The sequence below is a fragment of the Ruegeria sp. BHSB058 genome, from assembly GCF_059613285.1.
On sequence record NZ_JBXWSF010000003.1, the window covers coordinates 33,717 to 55,121 of the forward strand.

Here is a 21,405-nt window from a genome sequence, read left to right on the forward strand (position 1 = left end):
ATAACGCCCGATTGATGCCTATCCGCTGTCAGAATAAAATCTGACATATCGACAAGTGGTTTCCTCATCTTGAACAACTACGGCACGATCGGGCATGGCTATTACAACAGAATTTCCTAGCCAGCACTCAGCGCTGGGTGATATCGTTAGAAGGCGAAAGCTGCTCCTTTCGATTGTCTCGTGCTATTTGCTGGTCGGTGCTCTTATTGGCAGCATTATCGGCTTGGATTTCTGGCCGAAAGTTCAATCGCACGTTTCTGGCGGGTTGTACGTCTTGCGGTATTTCTTGTTTCTCTTTGGCGGCATCTATCTGGTTTGGCGCTTTGCCGTTGCCGCGTTCCGTGTAAAACCAAAGAAACCTATTCAATGGTTTGTTAACGACTTACGTTCGACATTCTTGGGGCCGTCCAATCTGCTTGAGGGTGCAATCTGTTTTCTGGCAATCACCATCTTTATTGCCGGCTTTGCGTTCTTCAAAAACTTGATTCCGATATTCAACCCCTTTGCTTGGGATCCGTACTTCTCCGCTCTGGACCGAAGCATTCACGGTGGGGCGGATCCGTGGACTTTGATATGGAACGTCTTTGGGTCACCGATTGCGACCTATCTTTTGAGTCTCGCATATCATATCTGGTTCGTCGTCGTGTATTTGGCCATATTCGTCGCTGCCTTCGACCGAAAAAACCCCGGAAGAGGAGCTGAATTCCTGATCGCATTCCTACTTACCTGCATCGTCGGCGGTACAATTATGGCGATGGTTTTTTCATCTGGTGGTCCTGTGTATTTTGAAGCATTCGGATATGGTGACACCTATGCCGAACAATTGCGAAAGCTGGAAACCGTCGGAAGAACTTACACACTTTGGGTGCTGGATGTTCAAGATTCTGTACTGCTAAAATTCCGTGAAGACGGTATCAGCCTGATTTCCGCGATGCCAAGCATGCACGTCGCCTCTAGCGTGGTTATTGCCTTATTCGGCTTCAGCTACTCGCGCCTGTGCGGCTGGTTGCTTAGTGCGTTCGCCCTTTGCGTAATGATTGGTTCAGTTCATCTCGCCTGGCACTACGCTGTGGACGGGTACATTGGGGCGGCAACGGCATTCGGTTGCTGGTTGAGTGCAAAGTCGCTGGTTCGAAAATTTGGAGAAGGTTAGAGTTGTCCAGCTTCCGTCAAACGGGCGACATACCGAGCCAAAGTATCAATTTCGAGGTTCACGCGATCTCCGACCTCTACCCTCCCCCACGTGGTCACCTCCTTGGTGTGCGGGATGAAATTGATTCCGAACTCGCATCCCTGGACATCATTGACCGTCAGGGAAGTACCGTTCAAGGCGACCGACCCCTTGGGAGCAATAAATTTGGCAAGCTCCTGAGGTGCCCGCAGCGTGACCCGCGTGCTGTCCCCCTGGTCATCTACCGACATGATTTCTGCTACCCCGTCCACGTGCCCTGAAACGATGTGTCCACCCAACTCGTCACCAACTTTCAGAGCTCGCTCAAGGTTGACGCGCTTCCCCACGTGCCATTCGTCGAAATTGGTCTTGGATACCGTCTCTGCGCTGATCTGAACATCATACCAAACATCGCCTAGAGCTATAACCGTCAAACAAACGCCGTCACTGGCAATCGATGCACCAATATCAATGGTGTCGGTATCATAAGCAGTTCGGATCCGCGCTCGCAAATCTCCCTGTTGATCCAGTTCCACCACGGTTCCGATATCGGTGACGATCCCTGTAAACATGCCGTTAACTCTCCGAGGGTAGCGTTCAGTCCCGAACTACCCCTCCCGAACGGCTGCGGCAAGTCCCGCCTTGCGCGAATTTCAGAGAGTCGCCATAGTTTGCAAAAACAACCGCCGCCGCGGCCGCGAGCAGTATCGATGACACAAGCGCCAACGAATTCCAACATTTCGGCTTCAGGGCGGGTGTTTTTGTTTCTGCAAGGTCCTCACGGACCGTTCTTTTCGATGCTTGGGGGCTTGTTGCGTCAAGCAGGCGCAACGGTTTGGCGCGTAGGATTCAATTCAGGCGACCAGGCGTTTTGGAATGATGCAGACAGCTTTATCCCTTTTCGCGACCAACCGGATGAGTGGCCCGCAGCTATTGACGCGTTATTGAAACACCACGGAGTCACCGATATCGTATTGTACGGCGACACTCGCCCTGTTCACGCCCTTGCCGTTGAAGCAGCGGGAAAAATGGGCATCGTCACACACGTTTTCGAGGAAGGTTATTTGCGCCCGTGGTGGGTAACTTATGAGCGAGGCGGCTCCAACGGGAACTCACGATTGATGCAGATGGAACTTGACCAGATGCGGCATGCGCTGGATCAGGCTGGTACCGACACCCCTCCACCACCCGCCCACTGGGGCGACATGCGCCAGCACATTTATTATGGCGCGCTATATCACTGGTTCGTAATGCTCCTGAACCAAAAATATAAAAACTTCCGCCCCCACCGCGCGCTACCCGTGTCCAAAGAGTTCCGCCTGTACTTCAAACGCTTGTTGTTTATGCCCCTGCGCCGGATCGAGCGATTTCTGGCTACGTCCCGAGTGCAACGCGGCGGGTTTCCATATCACTTGGTCCTTCTGCAATTGGAGCATGACAGTTCCTTCCAAAGCCATTCCGACTTTTCCTCCATGACCGAGTTTTTGGAACTAGTGATCGAAGGTTTCGCCAACGGCGCCCCGGCACATCACCACCTTGTCATCAAGGAACACCCACTGGAAAACCGTCAAGTACCACTACGCCGCGTAGTGGGCCACCTTGGGCGCAAGTTCGGCGTGTCGGGACGCATACATTATCTACCTGGTGGCAAACTCGCAAAACTGTTGGACGATGCCCATACCGCAGTCACGATCAACTCGACTGCCGGGCAACAAGTTTTGTGGCGAGGCAAACCTTTACGCGCATTCGGGCGCTCGGTTTACGGCAAGCCCGAATTCGTGTCTCTACAGCCTATCAGTGAATTCTTCGCGCACCCACGACAGCCCAACATCCATGCCTACCGTGACTACCGGCGCTTCCTCCTGGAAACGAGTCAGATTCCTGGCGGATTTTATTCACAGGGAGGACGCAGGCAATTGCTAAGACATGTCATCGACATGATGCTGAATTCCCAAGACCCTTATGAGGCGCTTGCAGCCAAGACAGAGTCCCGGCGGCAACAGTTGCGGGTTGTAAGGTAATATCTCAGTCTATCGCTGGAAAGTCGCACGGGAACCGTATAAGTTGCGCAAAACTCGGAAGACCGAGCGTAAATAATCGAGGAGTTCGGGCAGTGATGGGGATATCCCGCGTTTGGGCCAGATCTTGCGCCCTTTTCGTGTCAGTTGGCCTATTTTCGGCCTGCGCGCTTCCCAAATCTGGGCCAAATGAAAAGGAAATCCTTGCAGGCTCCATTCAGGAGAGCGGGAATGCGCATGTCGTTCTTGTTGACGACCGGGTAGCTAGGGCTTCCGCCTCGGTCCCGAATCTGGGTTTTTCATCGGCCTTTCGTAGCGCTTCGAACATTACCGCCGACACTATTCGCCCAGGCGATGTATTGGGTTTGACCGTGTGGGAGAACGTGGATGACGGTCTGCTAAGCGGCGACCTTGGAAACTCCACTATACTTGAAGAAGTTCAGGTCGACAGCGACGGCTACATTTTCATGCCCTATGCGGGACGCGTCCGCGCGTCCGGCAATACACCCGAGCAATTACGCGAATTAATCACCTCCAAACTGCAAGATCAGACGCCTGATCCGCAAATCCAAGTTCGCCGCCTTGCGGGCGACGGTGCAACGGTTGCTCTGACTGGGGCTGTCGGGGCACCCAGCGTCTATCCAATAGAACGCCCAACGCGTACTCTTGCCAACATGCTGGCAAAGGCCGGTGGCGTCACAGTTGAACCGGAAATTGCCCTTGTGACTGTAATCCGGGGGCCGCATAGAGGAACGATTTGGTACCAAGATCTCTTCAAGGATCCTAGCCTCGACATCGCTTTGCGTGGTGGCGACAGAATTCTGGTCGAAAAGGATACCAGATCGTACGTTGCTTTGGGATCCACCAACAGTCAGGCCCGCGTCGCGTTTGAGAGCCAAGACTTGTCCGCAATTGAAGCGTTGGCGCAGGTTGGGGGGTTACAATCCTTTTCTTCCGACCCAACGGGCATTTTCGTTTTGCGCAACGAAACGCAGGATATCGCGCGGAACGTTTTAGGGCAGCCGGGTCTGCAAGGTGCGCAGCGATTGATTTACGTCCTGAATCTGACCGCCCCCAACGGATTGTTCGTTGCCCGTGATTTTGTCATCCGGGACGACGACACGATTTATGTGACCGAAGCGCCCTATGCGCAATGGACCAAAACCGTATCGCTTATCGCAGGTGGTTTGACGCCGGTTGCCAATGTCGCGACGCTGACCGGCTCTTGATCGTGGGCAAGACCCACGAAGCGATAGACGGAAATGACCGAACCCGCTTGTTCGTATTCAACGGTGGGTTTCTGACCCAACGACGTTTGCGGCGGATTCTTACGCTTAAAGGCTTCGATATTCGGGTTGGCCTTCCAGTTGATGGCGACCTTGTCGGCGTTTGGGGGAATAGTCCCACCGCACATCGCGGCCGGAACATTGCTTCAAGGCGTAACCTGCCCGTTCTGCATATCGAAGATGCATTTCTCCGCTCGATGAAACCGGGACGCAGCGGCGAACCTCCTTTGGGACTTTTGCTGGATGGTTCCGGGGTTCACTTTGACCCAACCGTACCGTCGGACCTGGAACAACTGCTTGTTTCGCATCCACTTGATGATACAGCCCTATTGGATCGCGCACGCGGTGCCATAGAACGGATGAAGGAAGCACATCTAAGCAAATACTCTGCCCACGATATTGGCGAGAGTATTCCTGACCCCGGTTATGTTCTGGTCCTCGACCAAACACGCGGCGATGCCGCCGTGGCCGCAAACGGCGGCACAGACGCCATGTTTCGCGAAATGCTAATTTTCGCTCAAGAGGAACACCCCGGAGCACGCGTGATCATCAAAACGCATCCGGAAACATCAGCAGGATTTCGCCCCGGTCATTACTCGACGGCGGACATGACTGACCGCGTATCCCTATTGGATCGCTCTGTCAGCCCATGGGCTTTGCTAGATGGCGCGGTGGGTGTCTACACTTTGTCTTCGCAAATGGGGTTCGAAGCCATTTTGGCAGGGCACAAACCACGGGTCTTTGGACAGCCTTTTTACGCAGGTTGGGGCCTGACCCAGGACGAAAACCCACTCCCGCGCCGTACTCGCAAACTGACCCGAGCACAACTGTTTGCTGCAGCGATGATGCTTTATCCGACATGGTACGACCCCTATCGTGATAAACTATGCGACTTGGAAACCGTTCTGGACGCGCTCGAAGCGCAAGCACGCGCGTGGCGCGAAGACAACCATGGTTGGACTGCTTCAGGTATGCGGATATGGAAGCGGCGGTATCTGCAAGACATGTTCGGCCAACAGAAAAGAATCCAATTTGTCGACAAAGTCGAACCTTCTTCGCAAAGACGGCATATGGCGTGGGCCACACACGCGGGCGATGTGGAAGGTATCGTGCGGGTCGAGGATGGCTTTCTACGCTCCCGCGGGCTGGGCGCAAAGCTTGTTCCACCACTCTCTCTGGTGACGGATGACTTGGGTATCTACTATGATCCGACCCGCCCCAGTCGATTAGAAACTTTGATCACCGCTCGCGAGACCTTGCGTCCCGACCAACGTTTGCGAGCCGAGCGTCTGATAGAGCGCGTTATTCACGAAGGACTGAGTAAATACAATATCGAAGGCCCAATTCCGCAACTGCCTGACGGATATCGCATACTCGTTCCCGGTCAGGTCGAGGACGATATGTCGATCCGAAAAGGGGCAAGCAGTATCCGGACCAATCTCGAACTCCTGCAAGCCACACGCGAAGCCAATCCAGAAGCAGTTATTGTCTACAAGCCCCATCCCGACGTCGAAGCCGGCCTTCGAGAGGGGGCGATAGATACCTCAGCATTGGCCGATGTCGTCGCCACAGGCACAAGTCCTGCCGAATTGCTAATGCAAGTTCAGGAAGTATGGACAATTACATCCCTTATCGGCTTTGAGGCACTGATCAGAGGGATAAAAGTCACGACATTGGGCGCGCCTTTCTATGCCGGTTGGGGTTTGACGAAGGATCTTGGCGCGGTCCCCGCGCGCCGCGGAGCGCACCCAACTGTACAAGGACTCGCACATGCTGCACTTATCGACTACCCTCGCTATCGCGATCCTGTGACCGGGTTACCCTGTCAGGTCGAAGTCGTCATAGATCGCCTCGTGCATTCGGACATACCGAAAACCGGATTAGTCAACCGCCTTTTATCAAAGGCACAAGGGGCGTTTGCGTCATACACTCATTTGTGGCGATGAAGCAGTTTCACCGCGGTTTTAAGTTCAAATCTCTTGTCCAACGCATCAACACATCACCGCCGACATCACGTGTCTCAACGAGTTCAAAGCGCGGCGCTTCTTGAAGATGATTCAAACCAAGCGCGCTGATGGCAGGCAATCCTTCCGCTCCGATCGCAATACCTGCAGAAAAACCGATCAACTCGTCAACCAGATCCTCGGATAACAACGTTGCCGCCAGTGCCGCACCACCTTCACAAAAAACCCGGGTCAATCCTGCCTTGCCCAATTGTTGCAGCAAATCTGAAGCATCGATCTGGGTTCCATTCATCGCGCAGGGAATAAGTCGGGCCCCCATACCTTCCCACGCACGGATCCGTTCAATGTCAGCACCGGGTCCATGACACAGCCAAACCGGGATGTCCGACGCTGTACGCGCCAATTGCCCCATCAGCGGCAAGTCAAGATGCCGCGATACCACCACGCGAACAGGCTGAGTTTCGATACCAAGATCCCGCACAGTTAACGAAGGATCATCCGCCCTTGCTGTTCCCGCACCCACCATCACCGCGTCGTGATGCGCACGCATGGCGTGGACAGTGCGACGCGCTTCCGGGCCAGTGATCCATTTGCTTTGCCCCGTCGCCGTAGCGATACGACCATCAAAGCTGCTCGCAAGTTTGAGCGTCACAAACGGGCGCCCCTGCTCGGTCTTCAGAAAGAAACCGGCATGCTCGCGAGCCGCCTGTTCGCTCAGTACACCGGAAACGACTTTGATCCCCGCATTTTGCAGCATGGCAAAGCCTTGCCCAGAAACTCGAGGATCGCTGTCCTCAATAGCGCAAATCACACGCGCAACCCCTGCGGCGATTAGGGCATTTGAACAAGGCGGCGTCTGACCATGATGCGCACAAGGTTCTAAGGATACATAGACCGTTGCGCCCCGCGCAGCTTCGCCTGCCTGCGCCAATGCTTGCGTTTCGCCATGTGGCCGACCTCCGGGTTGGGTCCAGCCACGACCAACGATCCGTCCATCTTTTACGATGACACAGCCAACGGCCGGATTTGGCCAGCACAAACCTTGATTACGCCGGCCCAAGGACAGGGCCAACGCCATATATCGCTTCTCTGTATCGTTCATTCTTCAGTCGGTGGCTGCGGTGGGCGCAACTCGTGGACAAAATCTTCGAAATCGTCGGCTGCCTGGAAATTCTTGTAAACACTGGCAAAGCGCACATAGGCCACCGTGTCGATCCGCGCCAGCGCTTCCATCACGATCTCGCCAATCTTGTTGGAGGGAATGTCCGTTTCCCCCATGCTTTCCAGCCGTCGCACAATGCCTGAGATCATCTGGTCGATCCGCTCAGGTTCAATCGGGCGTTTCTGCATCGAAATGCGGATCGAACGCTCCAATTTGTCGCGATCAAAATCCTCTCGCTTCCCGTTTGTCTTGATCACAACCAGATCGCGCAACTGAACCCGCTCGTAAGTTGTGAACCTCCCGCCGCAAGCCGGACAAAACCGACGTCGCCTGATCGCCACATGGTCCTCTGCTGGACGTGAATCTTTGACCTGAGTATCGATATTTCCGCAAAACGGGCAGCGCATCCGCCGTCTCCTCGTCCCTTGTCCGCCTCTTTTGTGAGTACTTTGGCCCACTTATCCACAACTATAGGACAGCCGCTAGGATTTGGGTAGTCTGAATTTTGCACCGCTAGATAATGGGCGCTAGGCAAAATACCCAGCGACCTTGCGGGTATGGGGCGCATCGCGATGTTCAAACAGATAAATGCCTTGCCATGACCCCAACACGGGCAGGCCTCCGACCACCGGGATAGACAGAGAAACCGGCATCATCGAGGCCTTGATATGCGCGGGCATATCGTCTGGGCCTTCATAGGTATGACGGAGATAAGTCATGGCCGGATGGTTTGAATGAGGCACGAGGTGCTGAAAGAAGGCCTTGAGGTCTATTTGAACGTCTGGGTCCGCATTCTCCTGAATCAACAGGGAACAGGACGTGTGACGAACAAAAAGTGTCGCCAAACCATCAATTCCAACAGGTTGCAACCAGTCGCTAAACTGTGTCGTGAACTCGTAAAGCCCCTGCCCGTTAGTGATGATCTGGAACTCGCGGTGCACTGTTGTCTCTCGAATGGCAGAAAGCTCAGGATTCTAAAAGCCCGGAGGAGACGGAAAGCAATTTCCGTTGGCCTGCTGGACACTCATGCTGTCACCAACCTTGAAACCAAGACGAAGAAAGCTGTTTGACCCAGCTCCGTTATCGGCTGCTTGCGAGTTCAGAGTGAACTGCACGGCGGTCTTGCGCCCGGTTGTCACGCTTGGCCCATAGCCTCGCGCGATATAGATGCGCTGTCGCCAATCTGCTCCAAGTTCGCGCCGTGCATATTCCGAAGCTGCACACCAGTAGTCGACGGAACGTTGGGGGCCACCTGGAATCACTTCGAACACATTGCTGTCGACCTGATTTACCGAATATCCACCTCTGGCACGAAAGGCGTCCGCTTGCGTCGCTGCCACCAAAGCAAGGGCTGTGGCCAATCCAATCATTTTTTTCATTCGCGGAACTTCCTTCGACTGTCTTGTTACCTAAACTAATGCCGAATAACGGGAAATGACAGGCGGTTAAGACAACAAAGGTTCGAGCGTGCCGCAATACCGGATCAACAAGCCCAATACCGGCAATCGGGCGCTCACGTCGAAGGCAAATCTCGCCTGCTCATCCTCATGCTCGAACGTCTCTGATTGCGGCAGGAACCATCGAGGAACAGGTATGCGAAAAACATATACCCCCGCCACCTCAATTGCGATCCGTTTACCCCTGGCTTGTGGCCGCAACGTCAAGGTCACTGCCCCAAACTTTTCGTGCACCAGATTGCTTTTCGCGTCGTAAGAAAGGACCGAACGAGTAACGTGCCCGTCAAAATTCCTTTCCCACATCCATTTCAAACCACGCTTTTGGATACGTAACTGCACCGGAACATTCACTCCGGAAGGCGGAAAACCTCCAAGACGCAATGCCAGCGAAACCAAGCACCCTTTGCCTTTCTCGATTGTGCAATGACCAACATACTCCCCAGCGGTGCTATGCAATTGCCGTAACGATGTTGGCAACGCCACACAATCCGGCAATGCCTGCAGGAACGGGTCTCTCACGCCTCAGAATCCTCCCACGGCAAACCGCGCTTTGATTTCAGCATCTGGGAGAATGCATCGGTTGAACCGGCCAAAGATCGAATAGCGGTTTCTGGCAATAGATTGGTAAATACGGTCCTTCAGAAAGCCCGGCAGATAACAGCAGATCGAGAAGGCCGGCCAAATCCCAGAAAGCTCCCGCATGGCTGCCGCAAAGGCATCCAGTCGCTGATGTACTCTGCCTCTCACTATGACCAGATTGGTTTCAAAATCCTCCGTCGGCAGACCAAGCTGGCGATAAAGCTTCTGACCTAAAGCAGATTGCGCAGTGGCAAACGCGAACTTTTGCGCTTGGTCGTGCCGGAGTATAAACTGGAAAAAGCCAGAGCAGAGAACGCATTCACCATCGAAAACAATCAGATCGCGCCCGGCTGCCTCCGGTATTTCAACAAGGTCTTGCATTCCGACACGCTCAAATACTGCCGCCCTCACGATTGCATGGCGCACAAGTTCCAAGCAATGCGACAAACGCGTAACAAAAAAAGCGCCCCGCAGGGCGCTTTTTTACTGATCAAGAAATGAACGGAGTTTTCGACTCCGGCTAGGATGTTTCAGCTTTCGCAAAGCTTTGGCTTCGATCTGACGAATTCGTTCGCGGGTCACGCTGAACTGTTGACCAACTTCTTCCAACGTGTGGTCTGTATTCATGCCGATGCCAAAGCGCATTCGCAAAACACGTTCTTCACGTGGCGTGAGCGAGGCCAGAACCCGTGTGGTAGTTTCCTTCAGGTTCTCCTGAATGGCCGAGTCCAGCGGCAGAACCGCGTTCTTGTCCTCGATGAAATCGCCAAGCTGGCTGTCCTCTTCGTCGCCGATGGGCGTTTCCAGCGAAATCGGTTCCTTGGCGATCTTCATCACCTTGCGGACCTTTTCCAGCGGCATTTGCAGTTTTTCGGCCAGTTCCTCGGGGGTCGGCTCGCGTCCGATTTCGTGAAGCATCTGGCGACCGGTTCGGACCAGCTTGTTAATTGTTTCGATCATGTGAACCGGAATACGAATCGTGCGCGCCTGATCCGCGATCGAGCGCGTAATCGCCTGACGAATCCACCAAGTAGCATAGGTCGAGAATTTGTAGCCGCGACGGTACTCGAATTTGTCCACCGCTTTCATCAGGCCGATGTTGCCTTCCTGAATAAGATCAAGGAATTGCAGGCCACGGTTCGTGTACTTTTTGGCAATCGAAATAACCAATCGAAGGTTGGCTTCGACCATTTCCTTCTTGGCCTGCCGCGCCTCTTTCTCGCCCTTTTGGACCTGCTGCACGATCCGGCGAAATTCTGAGATATCCAAGCCGACATATTGGCCCACCTGCGCCATGTCGCTCCGCAATTCTTCCACCTTGTCCGACGAGCGTTCAATGAACATCTGCCAGCCACGACCGGGCTTTTCAGCCATCTCGGCCAACCAATTCGGATCTAATTCACGGCCGCGATAGGTATCAACAAATTCACGACGATTAATCCGGGCCTGATCGGCCAGTTTCACCATGGCACTGTCCAGCGACATCACCCGTTTATTGATGCCGTAAAGCTGGTCAATCAATGCGTCGATCCGGTTGTTGTGCAAGTGCAGGCCGTTGACCAACTCCACGATTTCAGAGCGCAAGGCCTGATAGGTCGCCTCATCCTGATCACTGAACGAACCATCTTCGTTCAGCGTTGCCGAAATACGGCTGTCCTGCATTTCGCTGAGTTGCGCAAAGTCAGTCGAAATTCGCTCCAAGGTATGCAGAACCTGCTCTTTGAGCGCGGCCTCCATTGCCGCGAGCGACATATTGGCCTGATCGTCCTCGTCTTCGTCTTCTTCCTTGGTAATCGGATTGCCATCGGCATCAAGCTCGGGGCCGTTGTCTTCGGACTTTTGTGTCGTGGGCGCGACAGAAGCGTCGACAACGGGCTCTTCAACCTCGCCATCTTCGTCCAGCTGATTGCCGAATGTGGTTTCCAGATCAATCACGTCGCGAAGCAGAATATCTTCGCTGAGCAACTCGTCATGCCAGATCGTAATCGCCTGGAAGGTCAGTGGGCTTTCGCACAGCCCCGCAATCATTGTGTTCCGCCCCGCCTCAATCCGCTTGGCGATGGCAATCTCGCCCTCTCGGCTCAGCAACTCGACGCTGCCCATCTCGCGTAGGTACATGCGAACCGGGTCATCGGTCCGGTCCAGTTTCTCCGCCTGGGCGCCTGCCAGCGCAACTTCGCGGGGGCCGTCAGTCGTGACCAGATCGGTCGAACCCTTCTGCTCTTCCTCCTCGGCTTCTTCGTCCTCAATGATGTTGATGCCCATTTCCGAAAGCATCGACATCACGTCTTCAATCTGTTCCGAACTGACCTGATCAGGTGGCAGAACCTGATTGAGCTGGTCGTAAGTAATATAGCCTTTCTCGCGGGCCTCGGCGATCATCTTCTTGATCTGGGCCTGGCTCATATCCAGCGAGACTTCCTGTTCCTGCTCGTCGGATTTGCGTTCCTCGGTCGTGTCCTTGGCGGCCATTCAGTAGCTCCTGCAGGGTGGGTGATTCGTTGGAACCGAATCATTAGCGCGTAGAAATGATTCGGCCACCCGTTTACCCGTTTTTCTTTTGCTGTTCTTCCGGAAAACACAAAGTCATCTACGTTTTCGTTCAAATTTGATGCCAGACATGATTGATTCGAAGGCTTCCCTTTCATCCCGGCTGAGGCGGGCACCATTGTCGGCAACATCGAATATGGCTTTATCCTCGTTCTGGCTGCGATTAGCGCGGTTTCTTTCTTCGGCAGCTTGAGCCAGTCGATATGTCAGCGCCTCGTCTGCCAGATCAGACAACTCCTCTTCGGCTTCGGCAATTTCGGCGTCAAGCCCCCGGAGTGCTTTGATTTTTGCGAGTTCCTCGGCCAGGGTCATCTCGGCCTTTTCAACGTCGCCCGGTTTGAACACACAGGGGATCACCGCGACATGGCGAAGGGCTAGTAGGTTTTCAAGGGGTTCGGGTCCTAAAGCTGCAACAATGTGGTCTTTGATGTTGTCCGGGTCGTCAATTGCGTGCCGCAGGATGGCCTGCCTGAGAGCCGCGTGATCCGGGTCGAGGCATTCCATGTCTTCCAATTGGTGTTCGAACTGGACAACGACTTTCGGGTTTAGAATTGCAATGGCCAGAATTGCCGCTTCTCGCAGGCGGATGTCAGCATTTTCTGAAGATGCCAGAAACGACGCGCGGGCTCCGGGCGATGCAGGCGCCTTCTCCGGCTGCCATTTCCCACGCGGCTGCCAATCTCTTTTTTGGGGCGATCGTTGTGCGCGAAACAACTCCCAGCGCAGGTCCTTGATCTCTTGCCCATAATGCGCCCGGATCGATGGGTCGCGGATCAGCTTGATTTTCTCGCGCAGGGACTTGTCCAAAGCCGCCTTGCGCTCGGGGCTGTCGAACACCTTGCCGTCGGTCTCGCGCTGCCACAGCAGCTTGACCATCGGATTGGCACCATCCAGCACGGCCTTCACAGCGCCTGCCCCTTCGGCGCGCAGCAGGTCGTCCGGGTCTTTGCCCTCGGGCATCAGGGCAAACCGCAGCGACTTTCCAGCTTCCAGCAGCGGCAAAGCCAGATCAACCACCCGCATCGCAGCGCGCAGACCTGCTGTGTCGCCGTCCAGCGCAATGATCGGCTCGTCCGATATCCGCCAGAGCAGTTGCAGCTGATGTTCGGTGATGGCGGTACCCAATGGCGAAACCGACGCGCCAAAGCCTGCTTCGGCCAGCGCGATCACATCCATATAACCTTCGGCCACGATCAGCGGCTGCCCCTTACCTGCCGCCTGTCGAGCCGGGCCTTGATTGTAAAGACTGCGCCCTTTGTCGAACAGCTCGGTCTCGGGCGAGTTCAGGTATTTCGCGTTGTCATTGGGGTCCATCGCCCGCCCGCCAAACGCGATACAACGTCCGCGCGGATCGCGGATCGGGTACATGATGCGGTTGCGGAAGGTGTCATAAGGCTTTTTGCCCTTGTTCGAGGGCTTGGCCAGCCCGGCCCCAAGGATCAGGTCCTCGGCCACGTTCTTGCCGCGCAGATGGTCCCACAGCGCCTGCCAATCGTCCGGGGCAAATCCAATCTCCCACCGGTCCAGCGCTTGCGCGTTCAACCCGCGGCGCGCGAGGTAATCTCGTGCGGCGGCTCCTGCCCCGGTCTTGAGTTGCAGACGGAAGAATTGCACCGCCTGTTCCATCACATCAGCCAGCTGTGTGCGGTGGTCCTGTTTTTCCTGCGCCTTCGGATCGCGCGCAGGCATCGGCATCCCGGCTTCGCGGGCCAGAATCTCGACAGCTTCGATGAACGAGACATTCTCGGTCTCTTTTACAAAGCTGATTGCATCACCTTTGGCGTGGCAGCCAAAACAGTAATAGAATCCCTTCGTGTCATCGACGTGGAACGAAGCCGTCTTCTCATGGTGAAACGGGCATGGCGCCCACATATCGCCCTTCCCCTGATTTGACTTTCGGGCATCCCACATGACCTTACGCCCGACAACCTGTGACAGGCTCAGGCGCGTACGCAATTCATCCAGAAATCCAGGGGGCAATGACATGAACTGAATGTGGCAGAAACGGAAACGCTCGCCAAGGCATAGGCGAGCGTTTGTCCACAGCGAAATGACCGATGTGTGGATTATTGCTGCAAGCAAAGCTCCAGCCAAGCGGCCGCCAAATCCTTGTTTCGCACGTCGCGCATCTTCTGCTCATAGACCCAGGGCGTGATCAGCGGAATTGCAGCATCGTAGTTATCGGGCCAGACTGGATTTGTTGCCGCAATCGCTTTTGGCACGTCGCGCTCTTTGACCCGATCCAATCGTGCTTTCTGTATCGCAGCGACTACATCCGACTGATATCGGCAACTTTCTTCCTTGGACTCGGCCGCAGAAAGCGGGGTTGCCAATAGCATGGCAATAACGGCAAGGCGGATCATCATGGTCCTCCGGGAATCAATTCATAACCTACGCATGTTAACCGCGTGCACCCGCTCCTTCCATCGCCGTTTTCAGATCATGGGCCAGCGTTTGGGCCATCGACCGAAATACCATGATCTGGAAGGTGTTGTCGCCAATACGAGTGATCGAAGCCGTCATGTGAAACATCAGACTGCGCACAGTATGTCCACGCTTGAAGTGTACCTCTCGCAAATCGACCGGCACCAAGCGGGCCAGCACGTCCTCGGCCCCCACCCCTTCTAACCGGACCACAGCCCAGGCATCGGACTGATCGACAAGGGCCGCATGCTCTGCCAATGCCACATCTGGAGCTGGCCCCATCAGCATTGCCGCCGAATGACCAAACCAGACCGCACGCGATCCGGCCTTGCCAGTCGCGCGATTTGCCGCAGGATAGGTCATTCCATGTGCTGACTTCAGAGCATCGGACAGGGCCTTGGTCTTACCTTTGTAAGGCGTGACAGACGTCATCACACCCGCGTCTTCCTCACTTAACGTGACGGTACCAACCGTCAGCGGCAACAGTCCTTCACAAGGGGTTTTGGCAATCAAGTTATCCACGTACGCGCCCTCCCTCCGGGTCAAGGAACACCGGGTTCACCACTTCGCAGAGCGTCGTCACCCCGCGCAGACCATCTACCATCTTGACGACTTCGCCGTATCGTTCAGGCCCATCAGCCAGAAAACCAAGCCCCAACATGCAGCCCAACATGGGAGAGAAACAGACTGACGTAATATAACCCTGATCGTTGACGCGTACTGGATCCGCCTCTTCGCGATATAGATGCGCTCCGGCCAGCAACTGTTTGCTTTCTCCGATGGGTTTCAGCCCGACTAACCTTTCCCGCCCAGCTTCTTCAAGACCGGGTCGTTCCGACATCGTCTTGCCGACGCAGTCCTTTTTCTGCGATACCATCCGGCCCATTCCAATGTCATACGCAGTGGTCCGACCATGGATTTCGGAATGGGTGATGAATCCCTTTTCTATCCTGAGAACGTTGAGCGCTTCCATCCCGTAGAGACCACCGCCCAGCGCCTCGGCGCGTTCGGTCAGAAAATCAAAAAGGCTAGCGCCATAACGTGAAGGAACCGCGATTTCATAGGCTAGCTCACCCGAGAATGATATTCTGAACAATCGCCCATCAACCCCCAGAACCTTGATCGGTCCACAAGCCATAAATGGCCAGTTGTCATCGCTCAGATCTTCTTCAACCAAGTCACTCAGCAACTCGCGTGATCTTGGTCCGGCGACGGCAAACTGCGCCCATTGCTCGGTTACCGATGTAAAGGTCACATCCAGATCCGGGCGCAGGCATTGCGCCACAAATTCCAGGTGCGTCATCACCTCGCCCGCACCAGCAGTCGTTGTGGTCATGACATAGTGATGTTCTCCCAATCGTGCGGTGGTGCCGTCATCCATGACAAACCCATCTTCGCGCAGCATCAAGCCATAGCGAGTGCGCCCGACCTTCAACGTCGAGAATATGCTAGTATAGACGAAATCCAGAAACTGTCCTGCATCCCGACCCTGAACGTCGATTTTTCCCAAAGTTGAAACGTCGGCTACGCCAACCGCCTCGCGTACGTATTTGACCTCGCGGTCACAACTCTCACGCCAAGTAGTTTCACCTGATTGCGGGAAGTAACTGGGCCTGTACCACAGGCCAGCCTCGACCATAGGTGCTTTGCGCGCGACGCTGGCCTTGTGCGAGGTTGTAAACCGTTGTGGTCTATAACCCATTCCTTCGGCACCAGCGCCCAGCGCGGCAATCGCTACCGGCGAATATGGCGGTCGGAAAGTGGTCGTCCCAGTCTCGGGTATCTCACGTCCGGTAGCGTCAGCCAGAATGGCCAGCGCCGCCACGTTCGAATTCTTGCCCTGATCAGTCGCCATCCCTTGGGTGGTATAGCGCTTCATGTGCTCAACTGAACGAAAGTTCTCGGTTGCTGCCTGTTTCACATCTTTTACGGTGACGTCATTCTGGAAATCCAGCCAGGCGCGCCCCTTGCCTGGAACGGACCAAAGCGGCGCGATTTCATAAGCCGCATCTTCGGCATGCGGCACCGCCACCTCTGGCACTTTACGCCCCAACTCGCTCAACACCTCCTCCGCTGCGGCAACGCCCTCGCGCAGGCAGTCCGCGGTCGAGAAAGCCCCTTTGCACGCACCTGCTGCCACCATTCCAGGAACTGCACCTGGAGCAGGAACAAAGGCAGCAATGTCGCGCCGCCAAACCGGACGCCCGCTCATGTGGCAGGTCAGATGGACTGACGGATTCCACCCACCTGTCATCGCAAGGCAGTCAGTCTGAATCTTCTCTTCTCCGCTGGGGCGGCGCACGGTTATGCTTTCCAACCCCTTTCGGCCGGAACTACCGCAAACCTGAGCCCCGCGCAGAACCTGATAGTCGTCGGACAGAGGTGCATCATGACGGCTGTCGATCACCGCCGCCACATGCACACCGGCCTCCAAAAGGTCGCGGGCCGTGCGATGAACGTCGTCAGTATTGCCGAACACCGTTACGTTCTTGCCCGCACTCACACCCCAGTGGTTGATGTACGCGCGCACTGCCCCTGCGGTCATGATTCCCGGGCGGTCGTTGTCGCGAAACGCAACCGGCCGCTCCAACGCGCCCGCGGCCAGTACCGATCGCTTGGCTACAATCCGCCAGAACGTCTCCATCGGTGCACCGTTGGGACGGTTGCCAGTGTGATTGTGCACCCGCTCCAGTGCCCCATATGTGCCGTGATCATAAGCGCCTACCACGGTCGTCCTCGTCATCAGGCGCACATTGTCCATCGCACTCAACTCGGCGATAACTTCGTCGGCCCAGACGTGGCCGGTTTTCCCGTCCACCTCATATGTTTCGGCCAACAAACGGCCACCCATTCGGCTGCCTTCATCCGCGAGGATCACATCCGCCCCGGCCCGACCTGCGGCCAACGCTGCCATCAGCCCGGCAGGCCCTGATCCGATAACCAGAAGATCACAGAATGCAAAAGCACGTTCATACTTGTCGACATTGTTCAGGCCCGAAAGCGCGCCAAGACCTGCTGCTCGGCGGATCGCTGGCTCATAGACTTTTTCCCAAAAACTCTTTGGCCACATGAAAGTCTTGTAGTAGAAGCCCGCCCCGAAAAACGGTGCCGCTAGATCGTTCATACCGAGCACATCAAAATTCAGAGACGGCCAGCGGTTCTGACTGCGTGCCTCCAACCCGGCATAGATCTCTTGCATGGTGGCACGCACATTGGGTTCCTGCCCAGACCCATGGCCTACGGTCATCAACGCATTAGGTTCTTCGCCTCCTGCAGTCAGCACCCCGCGCGGGCGGTGATACTTGAACGACCGTCCCATCAAACGGACATCATTCGCAAGCAAGGCCGAGGCTAGAGTATCTCCGGCAAATCCCGAATAACGCACACTGTCGAAATAGAAGGAAATTGGCTTGGTGCGATCCACAAGGCCCTTGCCCTTGATCCTCATGACTGCGTCTCCGATGCGAGTTCAGTGTTCAGAATGTCATGTGAGATCGTGTTACGGGTCACTACGATCCAGGCCCCGCAGCCACCTTCGTGATACCACAGGTCGCGTGTCTTTCCGGCTGGATTCTCGCGCAAGTAGACGAAGTTGTCCCATGCCTTCTCCCCGGCATCGGGTGCAGGCCGGTCCAAACCCACGGCAGCACCGCGATAGTAAAACTCCCGGCGATCGCGCTCGCCGCAATGCGGACAGGTGATCCTCATGCTCTCGCCCCCAGCTTTTCTTCGTCAAGAATACCGAATTCCAACATCTGCCATACGCCTCAGTGCAGGTTGTGTTGAGAGCCCTTGCCCTCTTCGTCCAGAATGCTTCGCCCGGTCCGGAACCGGTCCAGGCGGAACTTGGTGGCGTTCTCATGGTATTGGCCCGTGGCGATCAGGTGAGCAAAGACATTGCCGGACCCCGGAACTGCCTTGAAGCCACCATAGTTCCAACCGCAGTTCAGGTAGAGTCCGTCAATATGCGTCTTGTCGATGATGGGCGAGCCATCGGGAGACATGTCCATAATGCCCCCCCAACTGCGCAGCACTTTAGCTTTGCCGATCATCGGCATCAGCGCCATGCCGGCTTCCATCACGTTTTCAACAGTGGGCAGGTTTCCGCGGGCGGCGTAGGATGCGTAGAAATCCAGATCGCCGCCAAAAACCAGCCCGCCCTTGTCCGACTGGCTGATATAAAAGTGCCCCATACCGAATGTCACAACGTGATCGATACAAGGTTTCAACCCCTCGGTAACAAAAGCCTGCAGAACATGGCTTTCGATCGGAAGGCGCATCCCCGCCATCGCAGCCACCTGGCTGGATCTTCCGGCAACTACCATAGCAACTTTCTTGGCCCGGATAGCGCCGCGTGTTGTCCGCACGCCTCGAACAGCGCCGTTCTCGATATCGATGCCCGTGACTTCGCAGTTCTGAATCAAATCTACGCCCCGCTGGTCGGCACCACGGGCGTACCCCCATGCCACCGCGTCGTGGCGCGCGGTGCCTCCGCGCGCGTGATAGAGCCCGCCATAGATAGGAAAGCGCAAGTCTTCAAAATTCAAAAAAGGCACTTTGGCGCGGACGCCATCGCGGTCGAGCAACTCGGCGTCATCACCCTGACTGATCATCATGTTGCCACGACGCGCCGCTGCGTCCCGCTGACCATCGGAATGGAATAGATTGATGATGCCTCTCTGGGAATGCATCACATTGTAGTTCAGGTCTTCTTCCAAACCTTCCCAAAGTTTCAGCGAATGAGAGTAAAACTCGGAGTTGCCCGACAAAAAGTAGTTTGCCCGGACGATAGTGGTGTTCCGCCCCACATTACCGCCGCCGAGATATCCTTTCTCCAGTACCGCAACATTGGTGAGACCGTGCTCCTTTGCCAAGTAATAGGCCGTACTCAGCCCGTGACCGCCGCCCCCAATGATGACGACATCATATCCAGACTTAGGCTCTGGGTCCCGCCAATGAGGTTCCCATCCCTTATTGCCCGTCAACCCTTCCTTCAGCACTCGAAGGCCAGAAAAACGCATCGTTCACTCCCTTTCGGCCAACTCTTGACTGGCCCACCGGCGAACACCTATCAAGCAGATCGCCCCTGGGCCATATCGCTTTTCGACAAATACTATCCTACCCACGACTATTAACGCCGTATTCGTAACGCCTGTTCACCTGCCCCAAACCAAACACGGACCAAAAAGGGCGCGCCAAAAGGCACGCCCGAGAAGAAAACTTGCAATGCGTTACAAGCCTTTGGCGCGGTAGCTCTTGGCCACCCTGTCAATGGCTACAATATAGGCCGCTGTTCGCAAATCCTCGACGTCGGATCTGGCGTGCCATACTTCTCTCATCGATTGATAGGCAATCCGCATGGTGTCATCCAGGCCCGAGCGAACCAACTCCAATTCGTCCGCACCCCTGAGGTATTTGGCCTTGAAGTCTGGGGACATCGACCAGGCGTCGCCAAGATAACGATCGAGCCGCTCGAGTTCCTGCACAATCAGTTCGTGCCGCGCCTCTTCCTGGCGACGTTGCATGCGGCCAAAACGGATATGGCTGAGGTTCTTGACCCATTCGAAGTAGGAAACCGTCACACCACCTGCGTTCGCATACATATCCGGGATTATTACGGTTCCCTTCTTGCGCAGGATCTCGTCTGCGCCCGCAGTCACTGGTCCGTTCGCGGCCTCGATGATGAGAGGTGCCTTGATCCGCTCTGCGTTGGACAGGTTGATTACCCCTTCCAGCGCAGCCGGAATAAGAATGTCGCATTCTTCTTCCAAAACTGCTGAACCTTCGGCCGTATGGGTCGCGTCCGGATAACCCGCCACGCCGCCGTGCTTTGCTATCCATTGGTGCACCGCTTCGACGTCTATACCCTCAGGATCATACAGCGCACCGTCGCGCTCAATGATCCCGACGATTTTCGAGTTGTCTTCTTCGCTAAGAAATTTGGCGGCGTGATAGCCTACGTTACCCAAACCCTGAACAATGACGCGCTTGCCATCGAGCTTTCCGGACAATCCAGCTTTTGCGACGTCTTCAGGATGCCGGAAAAACTCGCGAAGCGCGTATTGAATGCCTCGCCCGGTAGCCTCGACCCTGCCAGCAATGCCGCCAGCATTCAGGGGCTTTCCGGTGACACACGCCCGCGCATTGATATCCGTCGTGTTCATTCGGGCATACTGATCCGCAATCCAGGCCATCTCTCGTTCCCCGGTACCCATATCCGGAGCGGGTACGTTTTGAGACGGATTGATCAGGTCGCGCTTTGCCAGCTCATATGCGAACCGGCGGGTGATCTGTTCCAACTCGTGCTCTTCGTACAAACGCGGATCAATGCACAAACCACCTTTGGATCCACCGAACGGCGTTTCGACCAACGCGCACTTGTAAGTCATCAGAGCCGCAAGGGCCTCGACCTCGTCCTGATTCACGGCAGTCGCATAACGAATTCCACCTTTGACAGGTTCCATATGTTCCGAGTGAACGGACCGGTATCCGACAAAGGTGTGAATCTTGCCCCGCAACCTTACGCCAAAGCGAACCGTGTAGGTCGCGTTGCAGACCCTAATCTTTTCTTCAAGCCCGGGGGGAAGATCCATCAGAGCGGCCGCTCTGTTGAACATCAGATCCACACTTTCACGGAAACTGGGTTCGGTTACGCGCGTCATAAATTCCTCCCTGACCTCAGACAATTGGAGACACTCTCCATGTCACTTTGTCGCAATCTGGTTAAACCTGATCAATCCAATTCTGCCAATATTTTGAGCATTTGCAAAAATTAACCGTCCGGCACCCGCGAG

At 55.4% G+C, this 21,405-nt stretch carries 19 protein-coding genes; 4 read left to right on the forward strand and 15 right to left on the reverse strand.

Annotation, left to right across the window (positions count from 1 at the left end; genetic code table 11):
* Positions 1 to 94 precede the first annotated feature (94 nt).
* The gene (locus tag AC2FNB_RS01240; protein ID WP_496743967.1) at positions 95 to 1,153 is read left to right on the forward strand and encodes a phosphatase PAP2 family protein; all 1,059 of its coding nucleotides are present in this window, start codon (positions 95 to 97) and stop codon (positions 1,151 to 1,153) included.
* Here the strand turns inward: AC2FNB_RS01240 and AC2FNB_RS01245 are convergent.
* Positions 1,150 to 1,743, reverse strand: a complete 594-nt coding sequence (locus AC2FNB_RS01245; RefSeq protein ID WP_480749856.1) for a riboflavin synthase — start codon at positions 1,741 to 1,743, stop codon at positions 1,150 to 1,152. The two genes, AC2FNB_RS01240 and AC2FNB_RS01245, sit on opposite strands and share 4 nt — an antisense overlap.
* A 138-nt stretch (positions 1,744 to 1,881) precedes the next feature.
* Between AC2FNB_RS01245 and AC2FNB_RS01250 the strand changes: the two genes are divergently transcribed.
* The 3 genes from AC2FNB_RS01250 (at position 1,882) to AC2FNB_RS01260 (ending at position 6,421) form a co-directional block, all read left to right on the forward strand.
* Complete coding sequence (locus tag AC2FNB_RS01250; protein WP_496744035.1) at positions 1,882 to 3,192, forward strand: capsule polysaccharide biogenesis protein; 1,311 nt, start codon at positions 1,882 to 1,884, stop codon at positions 3,190 to 3,192.
* A 95-nt stretch (positions 3,193 to 3,287) separates the two neighbouring features.
* On the forward strand, positions 3,288 to 4,418 hold the full coding sequence (locus tag AC2FNB_RS01255) for a polysaccharide biosynthesis/export family protein (RefSeq protein WP_496743969.1): 1,131 nt from the start codon (positions 3,288 to 3,290) through the stop codon (positions 4,416 to 4,418).
* Positions 4,418 to 6,421 carry a capsule polysaccharide biogenesis protein gene (locus tag AC2FNB_RS01260; protein WP_496744037.1) on the forward strand — a complete coding sequence of 668 codons (2,004 nt, stop codon included), beginning with the start codon at positions 4,418 to 4,420 and terminating at the stop codon, positions 6,419 to 6,421. Before AC2FNB_RS01255 ends, AC2FNB_RS01260 begins: the two co-directional genes overlap by 1 nt.
* A 7-nt stretch (positions 6,422 to 6,428) precedes the next feature.
* On the opposite strand, the gene ribD is transcribed toward AC2FNB_RS01260, so the two are convergent.
* From ribD to AC2FNB_RS01330, 14 genes are all read right to left on the reverse strand, one after another.
* The gene (gene ribD, locus AC2FNB_RS01265) at positions 6,429 to 7,541 is read right to left on the reverse strand and encodes a bifunctional diaminohydroxyphosphoribosylaminopyrimidine deaminase/5-amino-6-(5-phosphoribosylamino)uracil reductase RibD (protein ID WP_496743971.1); all 1,113 of its coding nucleotides are present in this window, start codon (positions 7,539 to 7,541) and stop codon (positions 6,429 to 6,431) included.
* Entirely contained in the window at positions 7,538 to 8,008 is a 471-nt protein-coding gene (gene nrdR / locus AC2FNB_RS01270) for a transcriptional regulator NrdR (protein ID WP_480749852.1), read from the reverse strand. The genes ribD and nrdR overlap by 4 nt, the downstream gene beginning before the upstream one ends.
* Before the next feature lie 120 nt (positions 8,009 to 8,128).
* The gene (locus AC2FNB_RS01275; RefSeq protein ID WP_496743973.1) at positions 8,129 to 8,542 is read right to left on the reverse strand and encodes a secondary thiamine-phosphate synthase enzyme YjbQ; all 414 of its coding nucleotides are present in this window, start codon (positions 8,540 to 8,542) and stop codon (positions 8,129 to 8,131) included.
* Positions 8,543 to 8,575: 33 nt separating this feature from the next.
* On the reverse strand, positions 8,576 to 8,980 hold the full coding sequence (locus AC2FNB_RS01280; RefSeq protein WP_480749850.1) for a hypothetical protein: 405 nt from the start codon (positions 8,978 to 8,980) through the stop codon (positions 8,576 to 8,578).
* Between the two features lie 66 nt (positions 8,981 to 9,046).
* Positions 9,047 to 9,577, reverse strand: coding sequence for a DUF4166 domain-containing protein (locus AC2FNB_RS01285; protein ID WP_496743975.1), 531 nt, complete (start codon positions 9,575 to 9,577; stop codon positions 9,047 to 9,049).
* A gap of 3 nt (positions 9,578 to 9,580) precedes the next feature.
* On the reverse strand, positions 9,581 to 10,018 hold the full coding sequence (locus AC2FNB_RS01290; RefSeq protein WP_496743976.1) for a thiol-disulfide oxidoreductase DCC family protein: 438 nt from the start codon (positions 10,016 to 10,018) through the stop codon (positions 9,581 to 9,583).
* A gap of 102 nt (positions 10,019 to 10,120) precedes the next feature.
* On the reverse strand, positions 10,121 to 12,109 hold the full coding sequence (gene rpoD, locus AC2FNB_RS01295) for an RNA polymerase sigma factor RpoD (protein ID WP_496743978.1): 1,989 nt from the start codon (positions 12,107 to 12,109) through the stop codon (positions 10,121 to 10,123).
* Positions 12,110 to 12,223: 114 nt separating this feature from the next.
* Positions 12,224 to 14,173, reverse strand: coding sequence for a DNA primase (gene dnaG / locus AC2FNB_RS01300; RefSeq protein ID WP_496743980.1), 1,950 nt, complete (start codon positions 14,171 to 14,173; stop codon positions 12,224 to 12,226).
* 80 nt (positions 14,174 to 14,253) lie between these two features.
* A complete protein-coding gene (locus AC2FNB_RS01305; RefSeq protein WP_480749845.1) occupies positions 14,254 to 14,550 on the reverse strand; it encodes a hypothetical protein in 297 nt (98 codons plus the stop codon).
* Between the two features lie 37 nt (positions 14,551 to 14,587).
* Complete coding sequence (locus AC2FNB_RS01310) at positions 14,588 to 15,133, reverse strand: sarcosine oxidase subunit gamma (RefSeq protein WP_480749844.1); 546 nt, start codon at positions 15,131 to 15,133, stop codon at positions 14,588 to 14,590.
* Positions 15,126 to 18,059, reverse strand: a complete 2,934-nt coding sequence (locus AC2FNB_RS01315) for a sarcosine oxidase subunit alpha family protein (RefSeq protein WP_496743982.1) — start codon at positions 18,057 to 18,059, stop codon at positions 15,126 to 15,128. The genes AC2FNB_RS01310 and AC2FNB_RS01315 overlap by 8 nt, the downstream gene beginning before the upstream one ends.
* On the reverse strand, positions 18,056 to 18,319 hold the full coding sequence (locus AC2FNB_RS01320) for a sarcosine oxidase subunit delta (protein WP_480749842.1): 264 nt from the start codon (positions 18,317 to 18,319) through the stop codon (positions 18,056 to 18,058). The genes AC2FNB_RS01315 and AC2FNB_RS01320 overlap by 4 nt, the downstream gene beginning before the upstream one ends.
* Positions 18,320 to 18,378: 59 nt before the next feature.
* Entirely contained in the window at positions 18,379 to 19,632 is a 1,254-nt protein-coding gene (locus AC2FNB_RS01325; protein ID WP_496743984.1) for a sarcosine oxidase subunit beta family protein, read from the reverse strand.
* A 210-nt stretch (positions 19,633 to 19,842) separates the two neighbouring features.
* A complete protein-coding gene (locus AC2FNB_RS01330) occupies positions 19,843 to 21,273 on the reverse strand; it encodes a Glu/Leu/Phe/Val family dehydrogenase (RefSeq protein WP_496743985.1) in 1,431 nt (476 codons plus the stop codon).
* Between the last annotated feature and the right edge of the window lie 132 nt (positions 21,274 to 21,405).